This window comes from Rhodococcus sp. P4_F3_2 (assembly GCF_056401335.1).
Window position 1 is genome coordinate 100,387 of record NZ_JBFUJN010000007.1, and the last position, 15,279, is coordinate 115,665.

At 61.2% G+C, this 15,279-nt stretch carries 13 protein-coding genes, 1 tRNA gene, 1 other RNA gene and 1 pseudogene; 4 read left to right on the forward strand and 12 right to left on the reverse strand.

Annotated features, from left to right (window positions below; genetic code table 11):
* Window positions 1-24 precede the first annotated feature (24 nt).
* Window positions 25-1,338, forward strand: a complete 1,314-nt coding sequence (locus tag AC1DWA_RS09860) for an ammonium transporter (protein WP_477846661.1) — start codon at window positions 25-27, stop codon at window positions 1,336-1,338.
* Between the two features lie 6 nt (window positions 1,339-1,344).
* On the opposite strand, the gene AC1DWA_RS09865 is transcribed toward AC1DWA_RS09860, so the two are convergent.
* The 7 genes and pseudogenes from AC1DWA_RS09865 to AC1DWA_RS09895 form a co-directional block, all read right to left on the reverse strand.
* Entirely contained in the window at window positions 1,345-1,716 is a 372-nt protein-coding gene (locus AC1DWA_RS09865) for a carboxymuconolactone decarboxylase family protein (RefSeq protein WP_020905896.1), read from the reverse strand.
* 8 nt (window positions 1,717-1,724) lie between these two features.
* On the reverse strand, window positions 1,725-3,314 hold the full coding sequence (locus AC1DWA_RS09870) for a long-chain-fatty-acid--CoA ligase (RefSeq protein WP_477846662.1): 1,590 nt from the start codon (window positions 3,312-3,314) through the stop codon (window positions 1,725-1,727).
* Entirely contained in the window at window positions 3,307-3,930 is a 624-nt protein-coding gene (locus AC1DWA_RS09875; protein WP_477846663.1) for an RBBP9/YdeN family alpha/beta hydrolase, read from the reverse strand. Before AC1DWA_RS09875 ends, AC1DWA_RS09870 begins: the two co-directional genes overlap by 8 nt.
* The gene (locus AC1DWA_RS09880; protein ID WP_021332896.1) at window positions 3,930-5,291 is read right to left on the reverse strand and encodes an MFS transporter; all 1,362 of its coding nucleotides are present in this window, start codon (window positions 5,289-5,291) and stop codon (window positions 3,930-3,932) included. The genes AC1DWA_RS09875 and AC1DWA_RS09880 overlap by 1 nt, the downstream gene beginning before the upstream one ends.
* Before the next feature lie 69 nt (window positions 5,292-5,360).
* A pseudogene (locus AC1DWA_RS09885) lies at window positions 5,361-6,326 on the reverse strand (beta-keto acid cleavage family enzyme); the annotation flags it as partial.
* Window positions 6,327-6,377: 51 nt separating this feature from the next.
* Window positions 6,378-7,277 carry a TauD/TfdA dioxygenase family protein gene (locus AC1DWA_RS09890; protein ID WP_477846664.1) on the reverse strand — a complete coding sequence of 300 codons (900 nt, stop codon included), beginning with the start codon at window positions 7,275-7,277 and terminating at the stop codon, window positions 6,378-6,380.
* A gap of 30 nt (window positions 7,278-7,307) precedes the next feature.
* Complete coding sequence (locus AC1DWA_RS09895) at window positions 7,308-8,282, reverse strand: quinone oxidoreductase family protein (RefSeq protein WP_003943928.1); 975 nt, start codon at window positions 8,280-8,282, stop codon at window positions 7,308-7,310.
* 200 nt (window positions 8,283-8,482) lie between these two features.
* On the opposite strand from AC1DWA_RS09895, the gene AC1DWA_RS09900 reads away from it, so the two are divergent.
* Complete coding sequence (locus AC1DWA_RS09900) at window positions 8,483-9,487, forward strand: AraC family transcriptional regulator (protein WP_021342611.1); 1,005 nt, start codon at window positions 8,483-8,485, stop codon at window positions 9,485-9,487.
* On the opposite strand, the gene AC1DWA_RS09905 is transcribed toward AC1DWA_RS09900, so the two are convergent.
* Window positions 9,480-10,526 (reverse strand): YeiH family protein, encoded by a 1,047-nt coding sequence (locus AC1DWA_RS09905; protein ID WP_020905890.1) that lies wholly within the window; start codon window positions 10,524-10,526, stop codon window positions 9,480-9,482. The two genes, AC1DWA_RS09900 and AC1DWA_RS09905, sit on opposite strands and share 8 nt — an antisense overlap.
* 101 nt (window positions 10,527-10,627) lie before the next feature.
* Here AC1DWA_RS09905 and AC1DWA_RS09910 point away from each other — a divergent pair, with 101 nt between their 5' ends.
* Window positions 10,628-11,536: a LysR family transcriptional regulator gene (locus tag AC1DWA_RS09910; RefSeq protein WP_020905889.1), complete on the forward strand. Its 909-nt coding sequence runs from the start codon at window positions 10,628-10,630 to the stop codon at window positions 11,534-11,536.
* A 7-nt stretch (window positions 11,537-11,543) separates the two neighbouring features.
* Here AC1DWA_RS09910 and AC1DWA_RS09915 read toward each other — a convergent pair whose 3' ends face one another.
* The 4 genes from AC1DWA_RS09915 to ffs all read right to left on the reverse strand — a co-directional run bounded on the left by AC1DWA_RS09915 (window position 11,544) and on the right by ffs (window position 15,031).
* Window positions 11,544-12,125, reverse strand: a complete 582-nt coding sequence (locus AC1DWA_RS09915) for an HhH-GPD-type base excision DNA repair protein (RefSeq protein ID WP_019746526.1) — start codon at window positions 12,123-12,125, stop codon at window positions 11,544-11,546.
* Window positions 12,126-12,143: 18 nt separating this feature from the next.
* Window positions 12,144-13,499, reverse strand: coding sequence for a glycosyltransferase 87 family protein (locus AC1DWA_RS09920; RefSeq protein WP_020905888.1), 1,356 nt, complete (start codon window positions 13,497-13,499; stop codon window positions 12,144-12,146).
* A gap of 98 nt (window positions 13,500-13,597) precedes the next feature.
* Window positions 13,598-14,890: an aspartate aminotransferase type Ic gene (locus AC1DWA_RS09925; protein ID WP_477846665.1), complete on the reverse strand. Its 1,293-nt coding sequence runs from the start codon at window positions 14,888-14,890 to the stop codon at window positions 13,598-13,600.
* 41 nt (window positions 14,891-14,931) lie between these two features.
* An RNA gene (ffs, locus tag AC1DWA_RS09930) (signal recognition particle sRNA small type) lies at window positions 14,932-15,031 on the reverse strand.
* Window positions 15,032-15,167: 136 nt separating this feature from the next.
* On the opposite strand from ffs, the gene AC1DWA_RS09935 reads away from it, so the two are divergent.
* Window positions 15,168-15,255: transfer RNA gene (locus tag AC1DWA_RS09935), tRNA-Ser, on the forward strand.
* Window positions 15,256-15,279: the final 24 nt, after the last annotated feature.

Below are 15,279 nucleotides of genomic sequence, written 5' to 3' on the forward strand. Positions count from 1 at the left end.
GTCCGCATGCGTGAGGAGAAAACTGTGCCCGCCACCATCGATGCCGGAGCAACTGCCTGGTTGCTCGTCAGTACTGCACTCGTACTTCTGATGACGCCAGGACTCGCGCTCTTCTACGGCGGCATGGTCCGCTCGACCGGCGTACTCAACATGATCATGATGAGCTTCGTCTCCATCGCACTCGTCACGGTCGCGTGGTTGTTCGTGGGCTACAGCCTCGTGTTCGGCGACGATCACGGTGGCATCATCGGCGGACTCGAACACATCGGCATGGCGGGCATCGACCCGTCGACCGTGCACGGGAATGTCCCGGAAGTGTTGTTCGCAACCTTCCAATTGACGTTCGCAATCCTTACTGCAGCACTCATCAGTGGTGCGATCGCCGACCGCGCGAAGTTCTCCGCCTGGATGATCTTCGTCCCCATCTGGTCCTTGCTCGTCTATGTCCCCGTCGCTCACTGGGTGTGGAATCCGCAGGGATGGCTCGCCCAGATGGGCGCACTCGACTACGCCGGTGGCCTCGTGGTCGAAATCGTGTCCGGAGCGTCAGGCCTGGCATTGGCACTGGTCCTCGGCCAGCGGATGGGTTTCAAGGCCGAGTCGATGCGTCCGCACAATCTGCCGTTCGTCCTGCTCGGCGTCGGTCTGCTCTGGTTCGGTTGGTTCGGATTCAACGCCGGGTCGGCCCTTGCGGCTGACGGTATGGCCTCGCAGATCTTCCTCAACACACTCGTCGCCGGCTGTACCGGACTACTCGGCTGGCTGTTCGTCGAGCAGAACCGTGACGGACACCCCACGACGTTCGGCGCAGCTTCGGGCGTCGTCGCCGGTCTGGTCGCGATCACCCCGTCGTGCGGAACGGTGAACATGTTCGGTGCCCTCGCCATCGGTCTGATCGCGGGCATCGTCTGCTCGTACGCCGTGGGATGGAAGCACAAGCTCGGCTACGACGACTCCCTCGACGTCGTCGGCGTACACCTCGTCGGCGGAATCGTCGGCTCGTTGCTGATCGGACTCCTCGCGACGGCCGTGATGACGGGCGGTCCGGAAGGTTTGTTCTTCGGCGGTGGATTCGCGCAGCTGGGCAAGCAGTTCGTCGGTGTCGTCGTGGTCGCGCTCTATGCCTTCGGTGTGACCTACGGTCTCGGAAAGCTCATCGACAAGACCTTCGGCTTCCGTATCTCGCGTGAAGACGAGGCCCGCGGAATCGACGTTGCCCTGCACGCGGAGTCCGCCTACGAGCACGGAGTCCTCGGCCACGGTCCGATCGGCGGACAGAACCCGAGCCCGTTCCTCCAGCGTCAGCGTGAGGAACGGGAGAACCGCGAGCGGGACTGACCGCCGTCACCGGTTTGCGATTTCCTCCATCAGGATCGGAACGCCGACATTGCAGGAGTGAATCCCGACGACGGTGGTCAGTTTCAGCACCTCGAGAATCTCCTTCGGGGTCACTCCCATGTCGAGCGCAGCGCGAATATGGCGTCGTACGCCGGGTGCGTACATGTGTGTGCTCGCCGCATCGACGGCTATGCACAGCAACTGGATCACCTGAGGTGACAGCACCCCACTGTTCCAGGGCTGCATTGCTGTCTTCATGTACAGCTCGGTCCACTCGGGATCCAGCTCCGAAAGTCCGTCCCACAAAGGATTCCAGCCACCCGAATCCTTCATGGCCTGGGTCACGGGAAAAGCTTCACTTGCTCGAACGTCAGTCATCGATCTCCTCAGACAATCGAAAATGCTTGATTCAGTTCACGTTTGAGAATCTTTCCGGTTGCCGTCATCGGCAGCGACGGCACGAACTCGATGCGGCGCGGATATTTGTAGGCGGCCATCTGTTCCCGCGACCATTCCACGAGATCCGATTCGGAGATCTCTTCACTCGGCTCTCGGATCACGTAGGCGACAACTTCTTCGCCGAGGCTCGTGTCCGGCACCCCGACGACAGCGACGAGTGAGACGGCTGGGTGGGTGAGCAGAACCTCTTCGATTTCGCGTGGGTAGACGTTGAATCCGCCCCGCACGATCATGTCCTTCGCGCGGTCGACGATGTAGTAATTTCCGTCGGTATCGACCCGTGCCAGATCCCCGGTGCGAAACCATCCGTCGCACATTACTTCCGCCGTCGCCTCGGGTCGGTTGAAATAGCCCTTCATGACGTTGTGCCCGCGAATCGCCAACTCTCCCACTTCATCGGGGCCGGTGATCGTACGCCAAGAGTCATCGACAAGCCGCGCTTCGACGCCCCAGATCGGCACGCCGATCGAACCGGGCCGGGGGTCGCTCTCCGGGTCACTGAACAAGGCCAACGGAGAGGTCTCGGACAACCCGTACCCTTCGAGGATCTGAACACCGAAGCGTTCCCTGAACTGTGTCAAGATTTCGACGGGAAGCGCTGCACCACCGGAGATCGCGCACCGCATGTTCTGTGCAACGGTCTCGACATCCACCCCGGATTTCACTACCTCCTCCAGCACGCCGAGCAGTCCCCAATACATGGTCGGGACGCCCGCGAAGACCGAGATCTTTTCGCGTCCCATGATCTCGAGTGCCGCGGTCGCATCGAAGCGCGGCATCAACACCAAGGTGGCACCGACGCAGATTCCCGCATTCATGGTCACTGTCTGGCCGAACGAGTGGAACAACGGCAAAGTCAGGAGATAACGCTCATGCATGGACGGAGCGCTCTCGAACAACCGGTTGGTCGACAGTGCATTCAAGACCATGTTGCAGTGAGTGAGTTCGGCGCCCTTGGGCTTTCCGGTCGTGCCGCTGGTGTAGAGAATGACCGCGGTGTCCGTCGGTTCACGAACAACCGCGGCTGCAGGCGTTTCCGTGCCGGACACGGATGCCAGTGCTTCGCCTAGAGTCTCGACTCCGAGGATCGACGACGGTGCACCCGGCTCGGCGCTGATCACGATCAGGGCCGAACAGGTCTCGCTCTGCTCGAACCCGGCGATGGCGTACTCGGCGATCGGTAATTCGGGACTTCCCTCGAAACAGAAGTACAGCTTCGCTTCCGAATCAGCCAGGTGATAGGCAATTTCGCGCCCCTTGAGCAGGATGTTCAGAGGAACGACGACGCCACCGGCCTTGAGAATGCCGTAGTAGACGATCGGGAACTCGAGAACGTTCGGGCAGGACAACGCCACCTTGTCACCTGGCTCGACACCCCGCGAGACGAGCAGATGGGCGATGCGATTCGCGTACGCGTCGAACTGCGCATACGTCAGCCTCGCTTCCCCGAGAACCAGCGCATCCCGTTCCGGGTACCGCCGGGCCGAGTCTTCCAGCAGAGCAGCAAGATCAAGCATGACTGTGTTCCTCCTGCGCATCGGAATCCGTGGCATGAGACGAGGCAGCGCGCGACACCGACTCGAGCAGTTCCCACACCAATGATTCCGCCCGCGGCCAATACCCGTATCCGGACGCCGGATTGAGATGTCCGACCTCACCCAGATCCAGCAACCGACTCCCCCATCCTTCAGCCAAACCCACAACTCGGCGATACCCGGCGAGCGGATCGTTCCGACTCGCCGCGACCGTGCTCGGAAACGGCAGACGCTGACGCGGTATCGGTAGCCACCCGTTCCGATCGAGCTCCTCGAGAGACGGATAGGACTCGGGTAGAGGAAGTTCGAGATCCGCCGGCGTGACCAGAAGTGCGCCGGCAACATCTCGATGATGCACCCTCGCCCAGTGGGCAACTGTCATGACTCCGGCGCTGTGCGCGACCAGGACCACCGGGCTGGAAACACTTGTCAACACCTCGTCCAATACCGCAACCCTGGCATCGCGACTGAGCTTGTCGGTCTCGAGGGGAGGAACCGTCAGAACGTTGTCGAGCCTGCGCGCGAGGTGAGTCTGCCAATGATCCTCGACATGATCGCGCAGACCGGGAACTATTACTACCGTGGGTGATTCATCCATCAGGAACTCCGAACTTCTGCTACTTCAGTGGCGCCGGGGATCTCGGGCCGATTCTGCAACGTCGCCAACCGCCTCATCCCGGCGGGATAGGCACGCTTGCCGGCTACCAACGCGAGGGCCGCGACGACATAGACGAAGGGCGAAAGCTGTAGAGCGCCGAGAAGACCCAGGTGATCGGCGAGGATGCCGACCACGAAGGGACCGAGCGCCAGTCCCAGAAGGTTGTTGGCAACGGTGAGCGTTCCCATGGCCGACGCTCGAATCGAGTGATGGGTAAGGTTCGCGACCATAGCTGCCGTCGGCCCCGACGAACCGGCGGAGAAGAATGCACCGATACCGAGCAATACGAGTTGCGCTGTCCCCGTATCCAACCGGAGCCCGATACTCAGCGTCACCAACGAGATGGCGCAGTAGACGATTGCGGTGGTCCATTTCCGCGCCGAATCGTCGCGGCTGAATCTATCTGTGATGAACCCGCACACCACCATCCCACTTCCGACCAAGAGGACGAACACGGAAGCCGTGACGCCGGCCTTGTCCGGGGCCAAATCGTAGTAGCGATTGAAGAAGCTCGGCAACCACGCCAGAAGTACAGCGGCGGTGAACATCTGGAGACCACCACCGATGTAGGCGAACAACACGGCGGGATTGGTGAACAGCGAGGACACCGGCGCACGAAAACCGTCGTGTCTCACCGCTTCCCCGGCGGCATCCGGCGCGGCCTCGACGGCGTAAGCGGTGAGCTTCTTCTCGGTGACGAGGGCACGGAACAGCGCAACCAGAATCAGACCGAAGATCGCCATGGCGGCAAAAGACCACCGCCAACTGAACTGGACTGCGATGAACCCACCGATTGCCACACCGATGACCGAACCGAACGATCCACCGGCCATGAAGGCACCGGCAAGAGCTGCGTGCACGCGGGGCGCAAACACACTGAGGACCACGGCGATACCCACGCTGCCGTACGCCGCTTCACCGACACCTACCAAGAATCGGGCGCCCAACATCTGTTCGTAGGTCTGAGCGATTGCGCACAGCAACGTCGCGACACTCCACAACACCGCCATCAAGATCAAGCTCTTGACGCGGCCCCAGCGGTCCGCGAGCAGCGACAACGGGAACGTCAACAGCCCGACCATCAATGCCACCACGCTGCTCAGGGAGGCGAGGTGCGAATCGGAGAGATCCCAGTCCGCTTTCAGGATCGGGAAGACTGCACTGAGCACCTGCCTCGACATGTAGTCCGAGAGCAGAAGACCGAAAGCCAGGGCGAAAACGATCCACGGGTATAACTTTCGTCGTCCGCCGATTCCGAGCGCGGTGTCCACACGTGGCGTGGCGGGAGCTTGCAGTCCCATGACTCTCCTAGAAGTACTCGAGGTAGACGGGGGGATTCGGGGGTACGAACCGTCGCGGTTCGTACCCCCGGAACTGTTGATCCGGTAGATGTCCCGAGCTTCCTTCGCGGTAGCCACCTCGCGGCCCAATTCGCCTGCAATGCGCACCAACTGCTCGATCTGCTGCACCGACGTCATCTTCTCGCCCTTGCGGCCCCAGATGGTGTCCTCGTTGCCGCAACGAGCGTGCAAGCCCATCGCGATGGCCATCGTGTTCACCGGCAGGACGCTACGCATCAGCGTTTCCAGCGTCAGGCACGCACCATCGGGAACACGCTGGACGAAGTTCATCATGTTGTACGGGTTGGGGCCGTCGAAACCGCCGCCGATTGCGACCCACGTGAGGTTGACCGGACCCGTGTAGATGCCGCGTCGGATCAACCGCTCCACCGTTTCGAGCTGCGGAATACTGGACAACTGGAAATGCGGCTGGATTCCGGCGGCCTGCAACCGGCGCAGGTGCTCTGCCACCCACTCCGGACCGGCGGGCACGGTCATTTCCCGATACGTATCGGCCAATTCCGGACGTTGCATCGACGTACCCGCGATGTCGTCGTCGGTCATCAGTTCCATGATGTTCATCTGGCTGGTGTTGATCGCGATCGTCACCTGATCGGGAGCCGGCTCCAATTCCGCCAGCATGTGACGCACGTCGTCGGACAACCACTTCGCATCGGCGCCTTCGCCCTCCGGGGCAAACGAAATCGAGCCGCCGACCTGCAGAATCATCTCGGGAACGGCCTCACGCAAGCGGCCGAGAAGCTCGTTGAACTTCGACAGTCGCTTCGAGCCCTTGCCGTCGAGTTCACGCACGTGGATGTGGAGAACGGTGGCACCGGCGTTGAAGCAGTCGACGGCTTGCTGGACGTGCTCGTCCATCGACAGCGGGAGGTCTTCTGCAAAATCGTCCGGCTCCCACTCCGGTCCGTAGGGAGCAACGGTGATGACAAGCTTGTCCTGGGTTTCGGGGAACAGTGAATCGTCGTGGAAATGCATAGTGTGACTCCGATCGAGTGAATGAATTATCTTCGGGGCTGGGAAGAGAGATCAGAACGGTGCGTCGCCGATGATTCCGGCGCGCTCCATCTTTCGAACCGCGGGCCAGTAGTCCTGCACCGCGTAATGCTGTGTCGACCGGTTGTCCCAGATCGCGACGCTGTTCTCGGTCCAGCGCCACCGAACCTGATACTCGGGAATCTGGGCCTGGCTGGCCAGGTAAGTGAGCAGGTTTCCGGCACCGGGGGCGTAATCGATTCCGTAGCGGACGTTCTCGGGCGTGTGATAGTTCACGAGGTGTGTGGCGAACGAATTGACGAAAAGAATCTTCTCGCTGGTCTCCGGATGTGTTCGTACCACGGGATGTTCGGCGTCGGGAAAGCGTTCCTTCAGCTGGTGCCGCTGATCGATCGGCATCCGAGCGCCGAAGGTCGACTCGATACTGTGCCTGGCACGCAGGTCCTTGATCTGCTCCTTGACCCGCGCCGGCAGATTCTCGTAGGCGAGTGCCATGTTCACCCAAATCGTGTCGCCGCCGACCGGAGGTGTTTCCACACAACGCAATACACATCCCATGGGCGGGTTCACGCGCCAGGTGGCGTCGCAGTGATACGCATTCTCGAAATGCTCCGGCGGGCTGTCCAGGTCTTTGTAGATGCGGACCAGGCCCGGGTGGTCGGGGTCGCTGCCCAGGGCCGGATGATCCTCGAGTTCACCGAATCGTTGGGCAAGTTCTACGTGCTCGGCTCTGGAGAAGTTCTGGTCGCGAAAGAACAGAACCTTGTGTTCGAGCAGCAATGCCTTGATCTGGGCAAAGAGTGCAGCATCTCGTGCGACCTCGCCGAGATCCACCCCGGACAACTCTGCCCCGATCGAACAGGTCAATTTCTCGACGTGGATCGTGCTGGTCGACGAGGGAAGGTTTTCTGTCAACGTTGCGGTGTTGGTCATGACAATTCCTCTGGGAAGTGCTGTTTCGGTTCAGACGGAGAAGACGGAGGAACCGATACTGCGACCGGACTCCATGTCGTGGTGCGCACGCACCGCATCTTCGAGGGGGTATCGCTGGTTGATCTCGATCTTGATTCGCCCGGATTCGACGTGTGAGAACAGTTCGCCCGCCAATTCGGCACGTTCCTCGGGATCCGCGATGTAATCGGCAAGTGCCGGACGTGTGAGGAAGAGAGATCCCTTGACTGCCAACTGCATTGCCTGAATCGGCGGAGTCGGCCCGGACGCCGTTCCGAAGCACACCAGCAGCCCGCGCCTGGCAAGGCAATCGAGCGAGATGTCGAACGTGGATTGCCCGATACTGTCGTAGACAACCGGCACGCCGACGCCCCCGGTGATCTCCTTGACACGCGCTACGACGTCCTCGCGGGTGTAGATGACGACTTCATCGCACCCGTGAGCTCGGGCAACGCTCGCCTTCTCGTCGCTCGACACCGTTCCGATCACTTTGATTCCCAACAGTTTTGCCCACTGGGTGAAGATCAGTCCAACCCCGCCCGCCGCAGCATGCAGCAACACGGTGTCTCCCGCTTTCAACGGGTAGATGCGACGCAGAAGGTAGGCGGCAGTCAGTCCTCGCATGGTCATGGCGGCCGCGGTGTCGAAGGCGATGCCGTCGGGTAGCGCGATCAGGTCGGACGACGCCATGATCCGCTCGGTGGCGTACGCACCCAGCGGACTGCCGGTGTAGGTCACACGGTCCCCCACTGCAAAATCGACTACTCCCTCGCCGATCTCTTCGACCACACCGGCGCCCTCAACGCCCATCCCGGCAGGCAATTGCGCAGGATAGAGGCCACTTCGAAAGTAGGTGTCGGCGAAGTTCAACCCCACCGCTTCATGACGAACCCGAACCTCTCCGGCACCGGGTCGTCCTACCTCGATCTCTTCCCAACGCATGACGGACGGTGTGCCGATCTCATGGAACCGAATGGCGTTTGCCATCAATGCTCTCCAATTCTGTGGGCGGGCTCGACTCGATTACGGTCGAGCTGTATTCGTACGCAACAACTTCCAGAAGTCGGTGCTCGACTTCGCGGTCGTGCCGAACTGATGTGAACAAAACTATGTGAGATCCGGCTCACATGCTTAACTTGACGAGACACACAACACAACATTTCGGGACATCGAGTAAAGGGGGCCCTATGAAGCCACTCGCCCGCTACGCGTCACTGAACCGATACGTCGACCTGTGCCGAACAGTGGACGTGGACGCTGTGGCCCTCATGAGAAGTGTCGGCCTGAGCCCGGCAAGCCTGGCGAACCCCGACCAATGGGTACCGGCCGCCTCCATCGCATCGCTCCTGGAGCGATCGGCAGCGGAGTCCGGACACGAAGACTTCGGGCTTCTACTCGCCGGCCTGCGTCGACTGTCCAATCTCGGTCCCCTCAGCTTGGTCATCAGGGAAGAACCAGACGTCAGGAGCGCACTCGACGTATTGATGCGATACGAGCACACGTACAACGAGTCATTACGCATTCGACTGAACGAGGTCAACGGACTCGCCACCCTGCGAATCTCGCTCGAGGTCGGCGAACCGGTCGACACCAGACAGAGCGTCGAACTCGCAGTCGGCGCGACGCTGCAGATCCTGCGAAGTTTCCTGGGTTCTCGATGGCATCCGGTCAGCGTGGGATTCACGCACAATGCCCCGAAAGATACGAGCACGCATCGACGAATCCTCGGCGACACCGTGGAATTCGATCACGAATTCACCGGAATCGTTTTCTTCGCCGCCGACCTGGATGCGGCAAACCAACTCTCCGACGAGTTGCTCCGGCCGTACGCTCGCCAGTTCCTCGACTCACTTCCCGCATCGGAAACCTCCGACACCCTCAGCCGAACCAAGGAATTGATCGAAGTTCTGCTTCCGACCGGCCGCTGCTCTGTCGAGCAGGTGGCACGAAGCCTCGGGTTCGACCGGCGGACACTGCACCGTCATCTCGCCGAATCCGGAGATACGTTCACGGCCGTTCTCAATTCGGTCCGAAGCACCCTCGCGGAACGATTTGTCGCCAACCCTCGCTATTCATTGACCGAAGTGGCGGTGCACCTGGGGTTTTCGACGCAGGGTAGTTTCTCGCGCTGGTTTCGCACTCAGTTCTCGACGAGCCCGAGCGCATGGCGGACTCAACGCTCGATCAGCTGACCAGCACGACTCCGACGTAGGCGATCGTCGCCACCCACACGGTGGAAATCGCGGCCAGAACGAATGGTCGTGCGCCCACTCCACGAATGACGCTCAGCCGCACCCCCAGCCCGAGAGCGAACATCGCAGCAGCCAACAGCGCCGTCTGCACGGTCTTCGCCAATCCGAGAAGCTCATTCGGCAACATTCCGGTGGAGCGCAAACCCATGCAGCCGATGAATGCCACGACGAACAACGGAATCAGCGGGGGCCGCTTGGTGGCGGTGTTGTCGACCATCGTGCGTTGCCGAATGCTCAGAAACGCCATGACCGGCGCCAACATCAATACGCGCGCAAGTTTCACCACGGTCGCGACACCCAACGCGGTGGCGCCGAGAGCGCTGCCGGCAGCCACTACTTGTGCCACTTCGTGGATCGACCCACCGGCCCACATGCCCGCCTCGATCTCGTTCATACCGAAAGCATCGGCCAGCAAGGGGATCGTCGGAATCATCAGAGTTCCGAAGATCACCACCAGCGCAACAGCGGTCAGCAACTCTTCCTCTCGCGCATTCACCACACCGTCCGCAGCAGCCACAGCGGCAGCGCCACAGATCGAGAAGCCGCAGGCAATCAGAATCCTCTGCGACCAACTCAATCCCAGAAGTTTTCCGGCATACATGGTCCCGGCGATACCGAGGAACACTATCGCCACCACAACGGCGATCACTCCCCAACCCAAACCGACGATGTCGGAGAACATCAATTGCAGCCCGAGCAGAGCGATACCCACCCGAAGTAGCCGTTTCGCCGAGAATGCCAGGCCAGGTTGGAATTTCGCCGGCAAAGAGACGGTATTCGCCAACACCGCACCCGCCACGATCGCAATCAGCAACGGACTCACGGCGGAGGTGAACTGACCGGCTATCAGCGCGACCGTGGCACCCAAGGCGCACAACGCAACTCCGGGCACCAATGCAGCGACACTCGACCACCGTCGTACTTCTGACGAAGGGGCGACTGCGGGTTTCTCGGCCACGGACTTCACATCACGGTTCACTCATCCAGCGTCCTTGAGCCACCATCGCTCCGGTAGGGCGATTTCTACCATCACGACATATCAGATCGATATGGAATAGATGCTGGGTATAGCCTGTCTGCATGACCAGAAGGTGGCCCGACCTCACCACACTCGAGCTACTCGTCGGCATCGATGATCACGGAAGCCTCAGTGCTGCAAGCCGTCTGGCTCACATCGCACAACCGAATGCCAGCCGCGCCGTCAAAGCCCTCGAGCGGCAGCTCGGGATGCCACTCATACACCGAAGGTCGACGGGTGCGACTTTGACTCCGCAGGGGACCGTCATCGTCCACTGGGCGCGCCGCGTCCTCGCCAACTCGAGGCAGCTTCTCGACGTCGCCGAAGGGATGCGGACCGAACGATCCGCGGAATTGACCGTGTGTGCCAGCATGACCGTCGCCGAACATCTGATCCCGGCCTGGCTCGGCGTCTTTCGATCACTGCATCCTGGTGTCACCGTCCACCTTCAGGTCTACAACTCGACACGCGTACTCGAAGCCGTCGAAGTAGGAATGTGTGACCTCGGATTCGTCGAGTCACCGACCGTTCCGAAGAGCCTGCCCAGCGTCACCGTCGCGCGTGACTCGCTGGTCGTGGTCGTTCACCCGGATCATCCATGGGCGCGTCGACGAAAGCCGCTGACCGTCGCCGAACTGGCAGCGACACCGCTGCTGGTGCGTGAGCCCGGATCGGGAACCAGAACGACTCTCGACCTGGCGTTACACGAATACGAGCGCGGTGCACCGTTGTTGGAACTGGGTAGTTCGGCCGCGATTCGAACCAGCGTGCTCGGTGGCGTCGGCCCGGCGGTACTGAGCACGCTGGCCGTCGAGGACCAGGTGAAGCAGGGAGAACTTCGGGTCGTAGCCGTCGAAGGCTTGGAACTCGACCGATCCCTGCGTGCAGTGTGGCGCCCGCCGCGTCAGCTCGAGGGCCCCGCAGGCGACCTGATGAAAGTAGTGCGTGCGAGCGGGTCCCGGAAATCCTGAAAGTGGCTTACTTCTTGTCGGCCTTCGCTGCGGCCTTTGCGGCCTTCTTGAACTCGCGGACCTCGAGCAAAGACTGTTCGTCGACCACGTCTGCAATCGAGCGCCTCGAGCCCTCGAGCCCGTAGTCGCCGGCCGCTTGGCGCCAACCTTTCGGCTCGACGCCGATCTGTTTTCCGAGCAACGCCAGGAAGATCCGGGCTTTCTGATCCCCGTAACCGGGTAGGGCTTTGAGCCGCTTCAGCACTTCCTTGCCGTCGGGATTTCCCGAAGTCCAGATCGCCGCGGTGTCGCCGTCGTAGTTCTCGACGATGAACTGGCACATGAGCTGGATACGCTCGCCCATCGACTTGGGGAATCGGTGCACAGCCGGAGGCTCGGCACAGATGGCGATGAACTCGTCGGTGTCCATGTCGGCGATACGCCTGACGTCGATACCGCTGAGCCGATCCGCCAGCTTCTTCGGACCTAGGAAGGCCGTTTCCATCGGAACCTGTTGATCGAGAAGCATTCCGATCAACAACGCCAACGGGTCCTCGGCCAGGAGGGCATCAGCTTCGGGGTCACCGACAAGGTTCAGTTGAAGTGCCATGAGTCCGATACTGCCACGTCAGGCGGCAGTTGTGACCGGCGCCGACGCATCCGGCGCCGGAATCTTCCACTTCTTCCAGCCGAACAGAACCAACGTCGAGACCGCGGCAAGCGTGAAGACCCAGAGGTAGACGCCGACGGTCGGAATCCGCAGATACTCGGGCGGCACGAACATGAACAGGCCCATTCCGACAAAGCGATCCGTACCCGGAATGACCGACGGGTCCCACCAAGTGTGAGACCAGTTCAAGACTGGGAGCAGGAAAACGAACGGCGCCACCCACGCCCAGCGCTTCTTCGACACCATCGCGTAGTGCGCGGCGAGGACGACCAGCGGGACGAACCACACCCAGTGATGACCCCACGAGAACGGCGAGACAGTGGTCGCAGTCAACCCCGTCATGGTGAGGCCGAGCAATTTCTGGCCGTGCCGGTGAGCAATCCACGCGGCACCGAGTCCGAGGCATACTGCCAGCGCACTGAAGACGAGGACCAGGATCCGCGACGGCGTCGGAGTGTGAGTGATCTGAGCAATCAGACCGGACACGGACTGGTTGCTCGGAGCATCCGTCGGTCCGACGCGTTCGCTGTCGACAAGAGTGCCGGTCCAGTACTTGTACGCATCGTTGTAGATCACGACGAAACCAATCGCGACGGTCGCCGCGAACGTCACGACGGCCGTCACCAACGCACGCCATTGACGAGTGATGAAGAGGTACGCCCAGAAGAAGGCCGGGGTGAGCTTCACGCCGGCGGCGATGCCTGCCCCGATTCCTCGGAGCCGACTCTTCTCGTCCCGACCGAGGTCCCACACGATCAAGAGCAGCAGGAAGATGTTGATCTGCCCGAGCCAGAGCGTCGTACGTATCGGTTCCATGAACAGAAAGATCGTGGTGGCCAACGCACTGACGGCGTACGCCTTCACGTCGAGCCGATAACCGAGGTACTTCCAGCACAACACGATCACTGCGAACAACGCAGCGATGTTCAAACCCGTCCACACGACAATCGCCTGTTTGAACGAGAGCACCGCCCACACCGTGAACAGCAAAGCCGCAAATGGGGTGTACGTGAACATCATCCCTTCCAGGACTGGCCCGTCGTACAACGGAAGGCCCTGAACCACAACGCTGCCGCCGTGGCGGTACACGTCGAGATCGAGGAAATTTTCGAAGATCCCCCAGTACCGCGTATTCATCGGCACGGCGAAAAGAACCATCAGCACGGACGCGACTGCCAGAACACCGAGTACAGAGAATCCGAGAACACCGACACGGAGACTGCGTCGCGGTATGTCAGCTTCGATAACCGACTCTGATTTCGCGGTGTGCGCCTCGAAAGAAGGCCCATCCGAAGCGTTGATCGCGCCCGTCACTACAACCTCCGGGATTTACACCCTATGTCGGGAATTGATGCTCCGAACGGTACAAGACGAGACCGAAAAGTACCGACCGGGCACGCCGCTTAGAGAACTCAGATCTCGGAGAGACGCGATTCGGTGGCTGCGAGCAGGACACACGTCGCCACGCCGTCCATGGCAACTTCGAGTTCAGCCGTGGACGGGAAGCTCGGGGCCAACCGGATGTTCCGGTCGTCCGGATCCGTGCTGTACGGGAAAGCCGATCCGGCAGCGGTGAGCGCGATACCCGCGTTCTTCGCCAGTTCGATGACCCGCTTGGCCGTGCCGTCGACCACGTCGAGGCTGATGAAGTATCCGCCCTTCGGCTCGGTCCAGGACGCGACCTTCGAAGCACCGAGACGATCCTCGAGGATCCGCAGTACGAGCTCGAACTTGGGTGCGAGGAACGCGCGATGCTTCTCCATGTGCGCACGAACGCCGTCGGCATTGCCGAAGAAACGCAGGTGGCGAAGCTGATTGACCTTGTCAGGTCCGATGCTCTTCTTACCCAGGAACTTCTGGTACCAGGCAAGGTTTTCCGCCGAGCTACCGAAGAAGCTCACACCAGCGCCGGCGAAAGTGATCTTGGACGTCGACGCGAACACGAGCGGACGGTTGGGGTGTCCGGCCTCCGCTGCCATCGAGAGAATGTCGTAGGAAGGTGCGGTCTCGCCGACAAGTGGATGCACGGCATATGCGTTGTCCCAGTACAGGCGGAAGTCCGGCGCGGCCGTCGGCATCGACGCGAGCGTCCGGACAATTTCTTCGGAGTACACGGCGCCGGTGGGGTTCGCGTAAACCGGAACCGCCCACATGCCCTTGATCTGCGGATCTGACGCAACAAGTTCGGCGATCTTGACGACATCCGGGCCGTCGTGGTTCATCGGCACCGCAATCATCTCGATGCCGAGGGACTCGGTGATCGCGAAGTGGCGGTCGTAGCCCGGTGCGGGGCAGAGAAACTTGATCTTCTCTTCCTGTGCCCACGGCCGGGCCGAATCCGGAGTGCCGTGCAGCAGTGAGAACACGAAGTTGTCGTGCATGATCTCGAGGCTCGCGTTGTTGCCGGCGAGAAGGTTCGCAACGGGGATACCCAGCAGCTCACCGAAGATGGCGCGCAGTTCCGGCAGACCGGTGAGTCCGCCGTAGTTGCGGCAGTCGGTGCCGCTGCCGTCACGGAAGTCACCGTCGCCGGGCAGCGTCAGCAGCTCTGCGGAAAGGTCGAGTTGTTCCGGGGAAGGCTTACCGCGGGTCAGATCGAGTGCGAGCTTCTGCGCCTGGAGCTGCGTGTACTTCGCGCTCTGGCTCTCATGCTCGGAGGTGAGTTCTTCATGGCTCATCAACCCGATCTGGGTTTGGATAGGCATCCGGAGCGGCCTTTCACCGACGAGGCGGGGTCGGGTATGTGAAAAAATAGAGGACCCCGCGCACCCGGCAGAGCCCGTTGACCCTTGCTGCCTTCCGGCCCTGGGGGAGTTCACAGGATGCGCGCCGCGCGGGATCCAATGAACAGTGTAGACGGCTTTCGTCGGCCGCTGCACACCACCTACCGGGGTGGAGATGCAAACCCTGAGATCCACCGGTTCTTCGCAGGTCAGGTACCCGTTTAACGCTTCACGCTCGCGATTGGGTATGCTGCTCCACGGAGGATTCGCCTAGTGGCCTATGGCGCTCGCCTGGAACGCGGGTTGGGTTAACGCCCTCAGGGGTTCAAATCCCCTATCCTCCGCCAGGGAAGTCCCCGACCAGTCTTGGT

Coding starts and splice junctions, on each gene's coding strand:
- AC1DWA_RS09890 (WP_477846664.1), bottom strand. CDS start 7,277: ATGACCAACACCGCAACGTTGACAGAAAACCTTCCCTCGTCGACCAGC.
- AC1DWA_RS09875 (WP_477846663.1), bottom strand. CDS start 3,930: ATGGATGAATCACCCACGGTAGTAATAGTTCCCGGTCTGCGCGATCAT.
- AC1DWA_RS09865 (WP_020905896.1), bottom strand. CDS start 1,716: ATGACTGACGTTCGAGCAAGTGAAGCTTTTCCCGTGACCCAGGCCATG.
- AC1DWA_RS09900 (WP_021342611.1), top strand. CDS start 8,483: ATGAAGCCACTCGCCCGCTACGCGTCACTGAACCGATACGTCGACCTG.
- AC1DWA_RS09870 (WP_477846662.1), bottom strand. CDS start 3,314: ATGCTTGATCTTGCTGCTCTGCTGGAAGACTCGGCCCGGCGGTACCCG.
- AC1DWA_RS09915 (WP_019746526.1), bottom strand. CDS start 12,125: ATGGCACTTCAACTGAACCTTGTCGGTGACCCCGAAGCTGATGCCCTC.
- AC1DWA_RS09925 (WP_477846665.1), bottom strand. CDS start 14,890: ATGCCTATCCAAACCCAGATCGGGTTGATGAGCCATGAAGAACTCACC.
- AC1DWA_RS09880 (WP_021332896.1), bottom strand. CDS start 5,291: ATGGGACTGCAAGCTCCCGCCACGCCACGTGTGGACACCGCGCTCGGA.
- AC1DWA_RS09910 (WP_020905889.1), top strand. CDS start 10,628: ATGACCAGAAGGTGGCCCGACCTCACCACACTCGAGCTACTCGTCGGC.
- AC1DWA_RS09895 (WP_003943928.1), bottom strand. CDS start 8,282: ATGGCAAACGCCATTCGGTTCCATGAGATCGGCACACCGTCCGTCATG.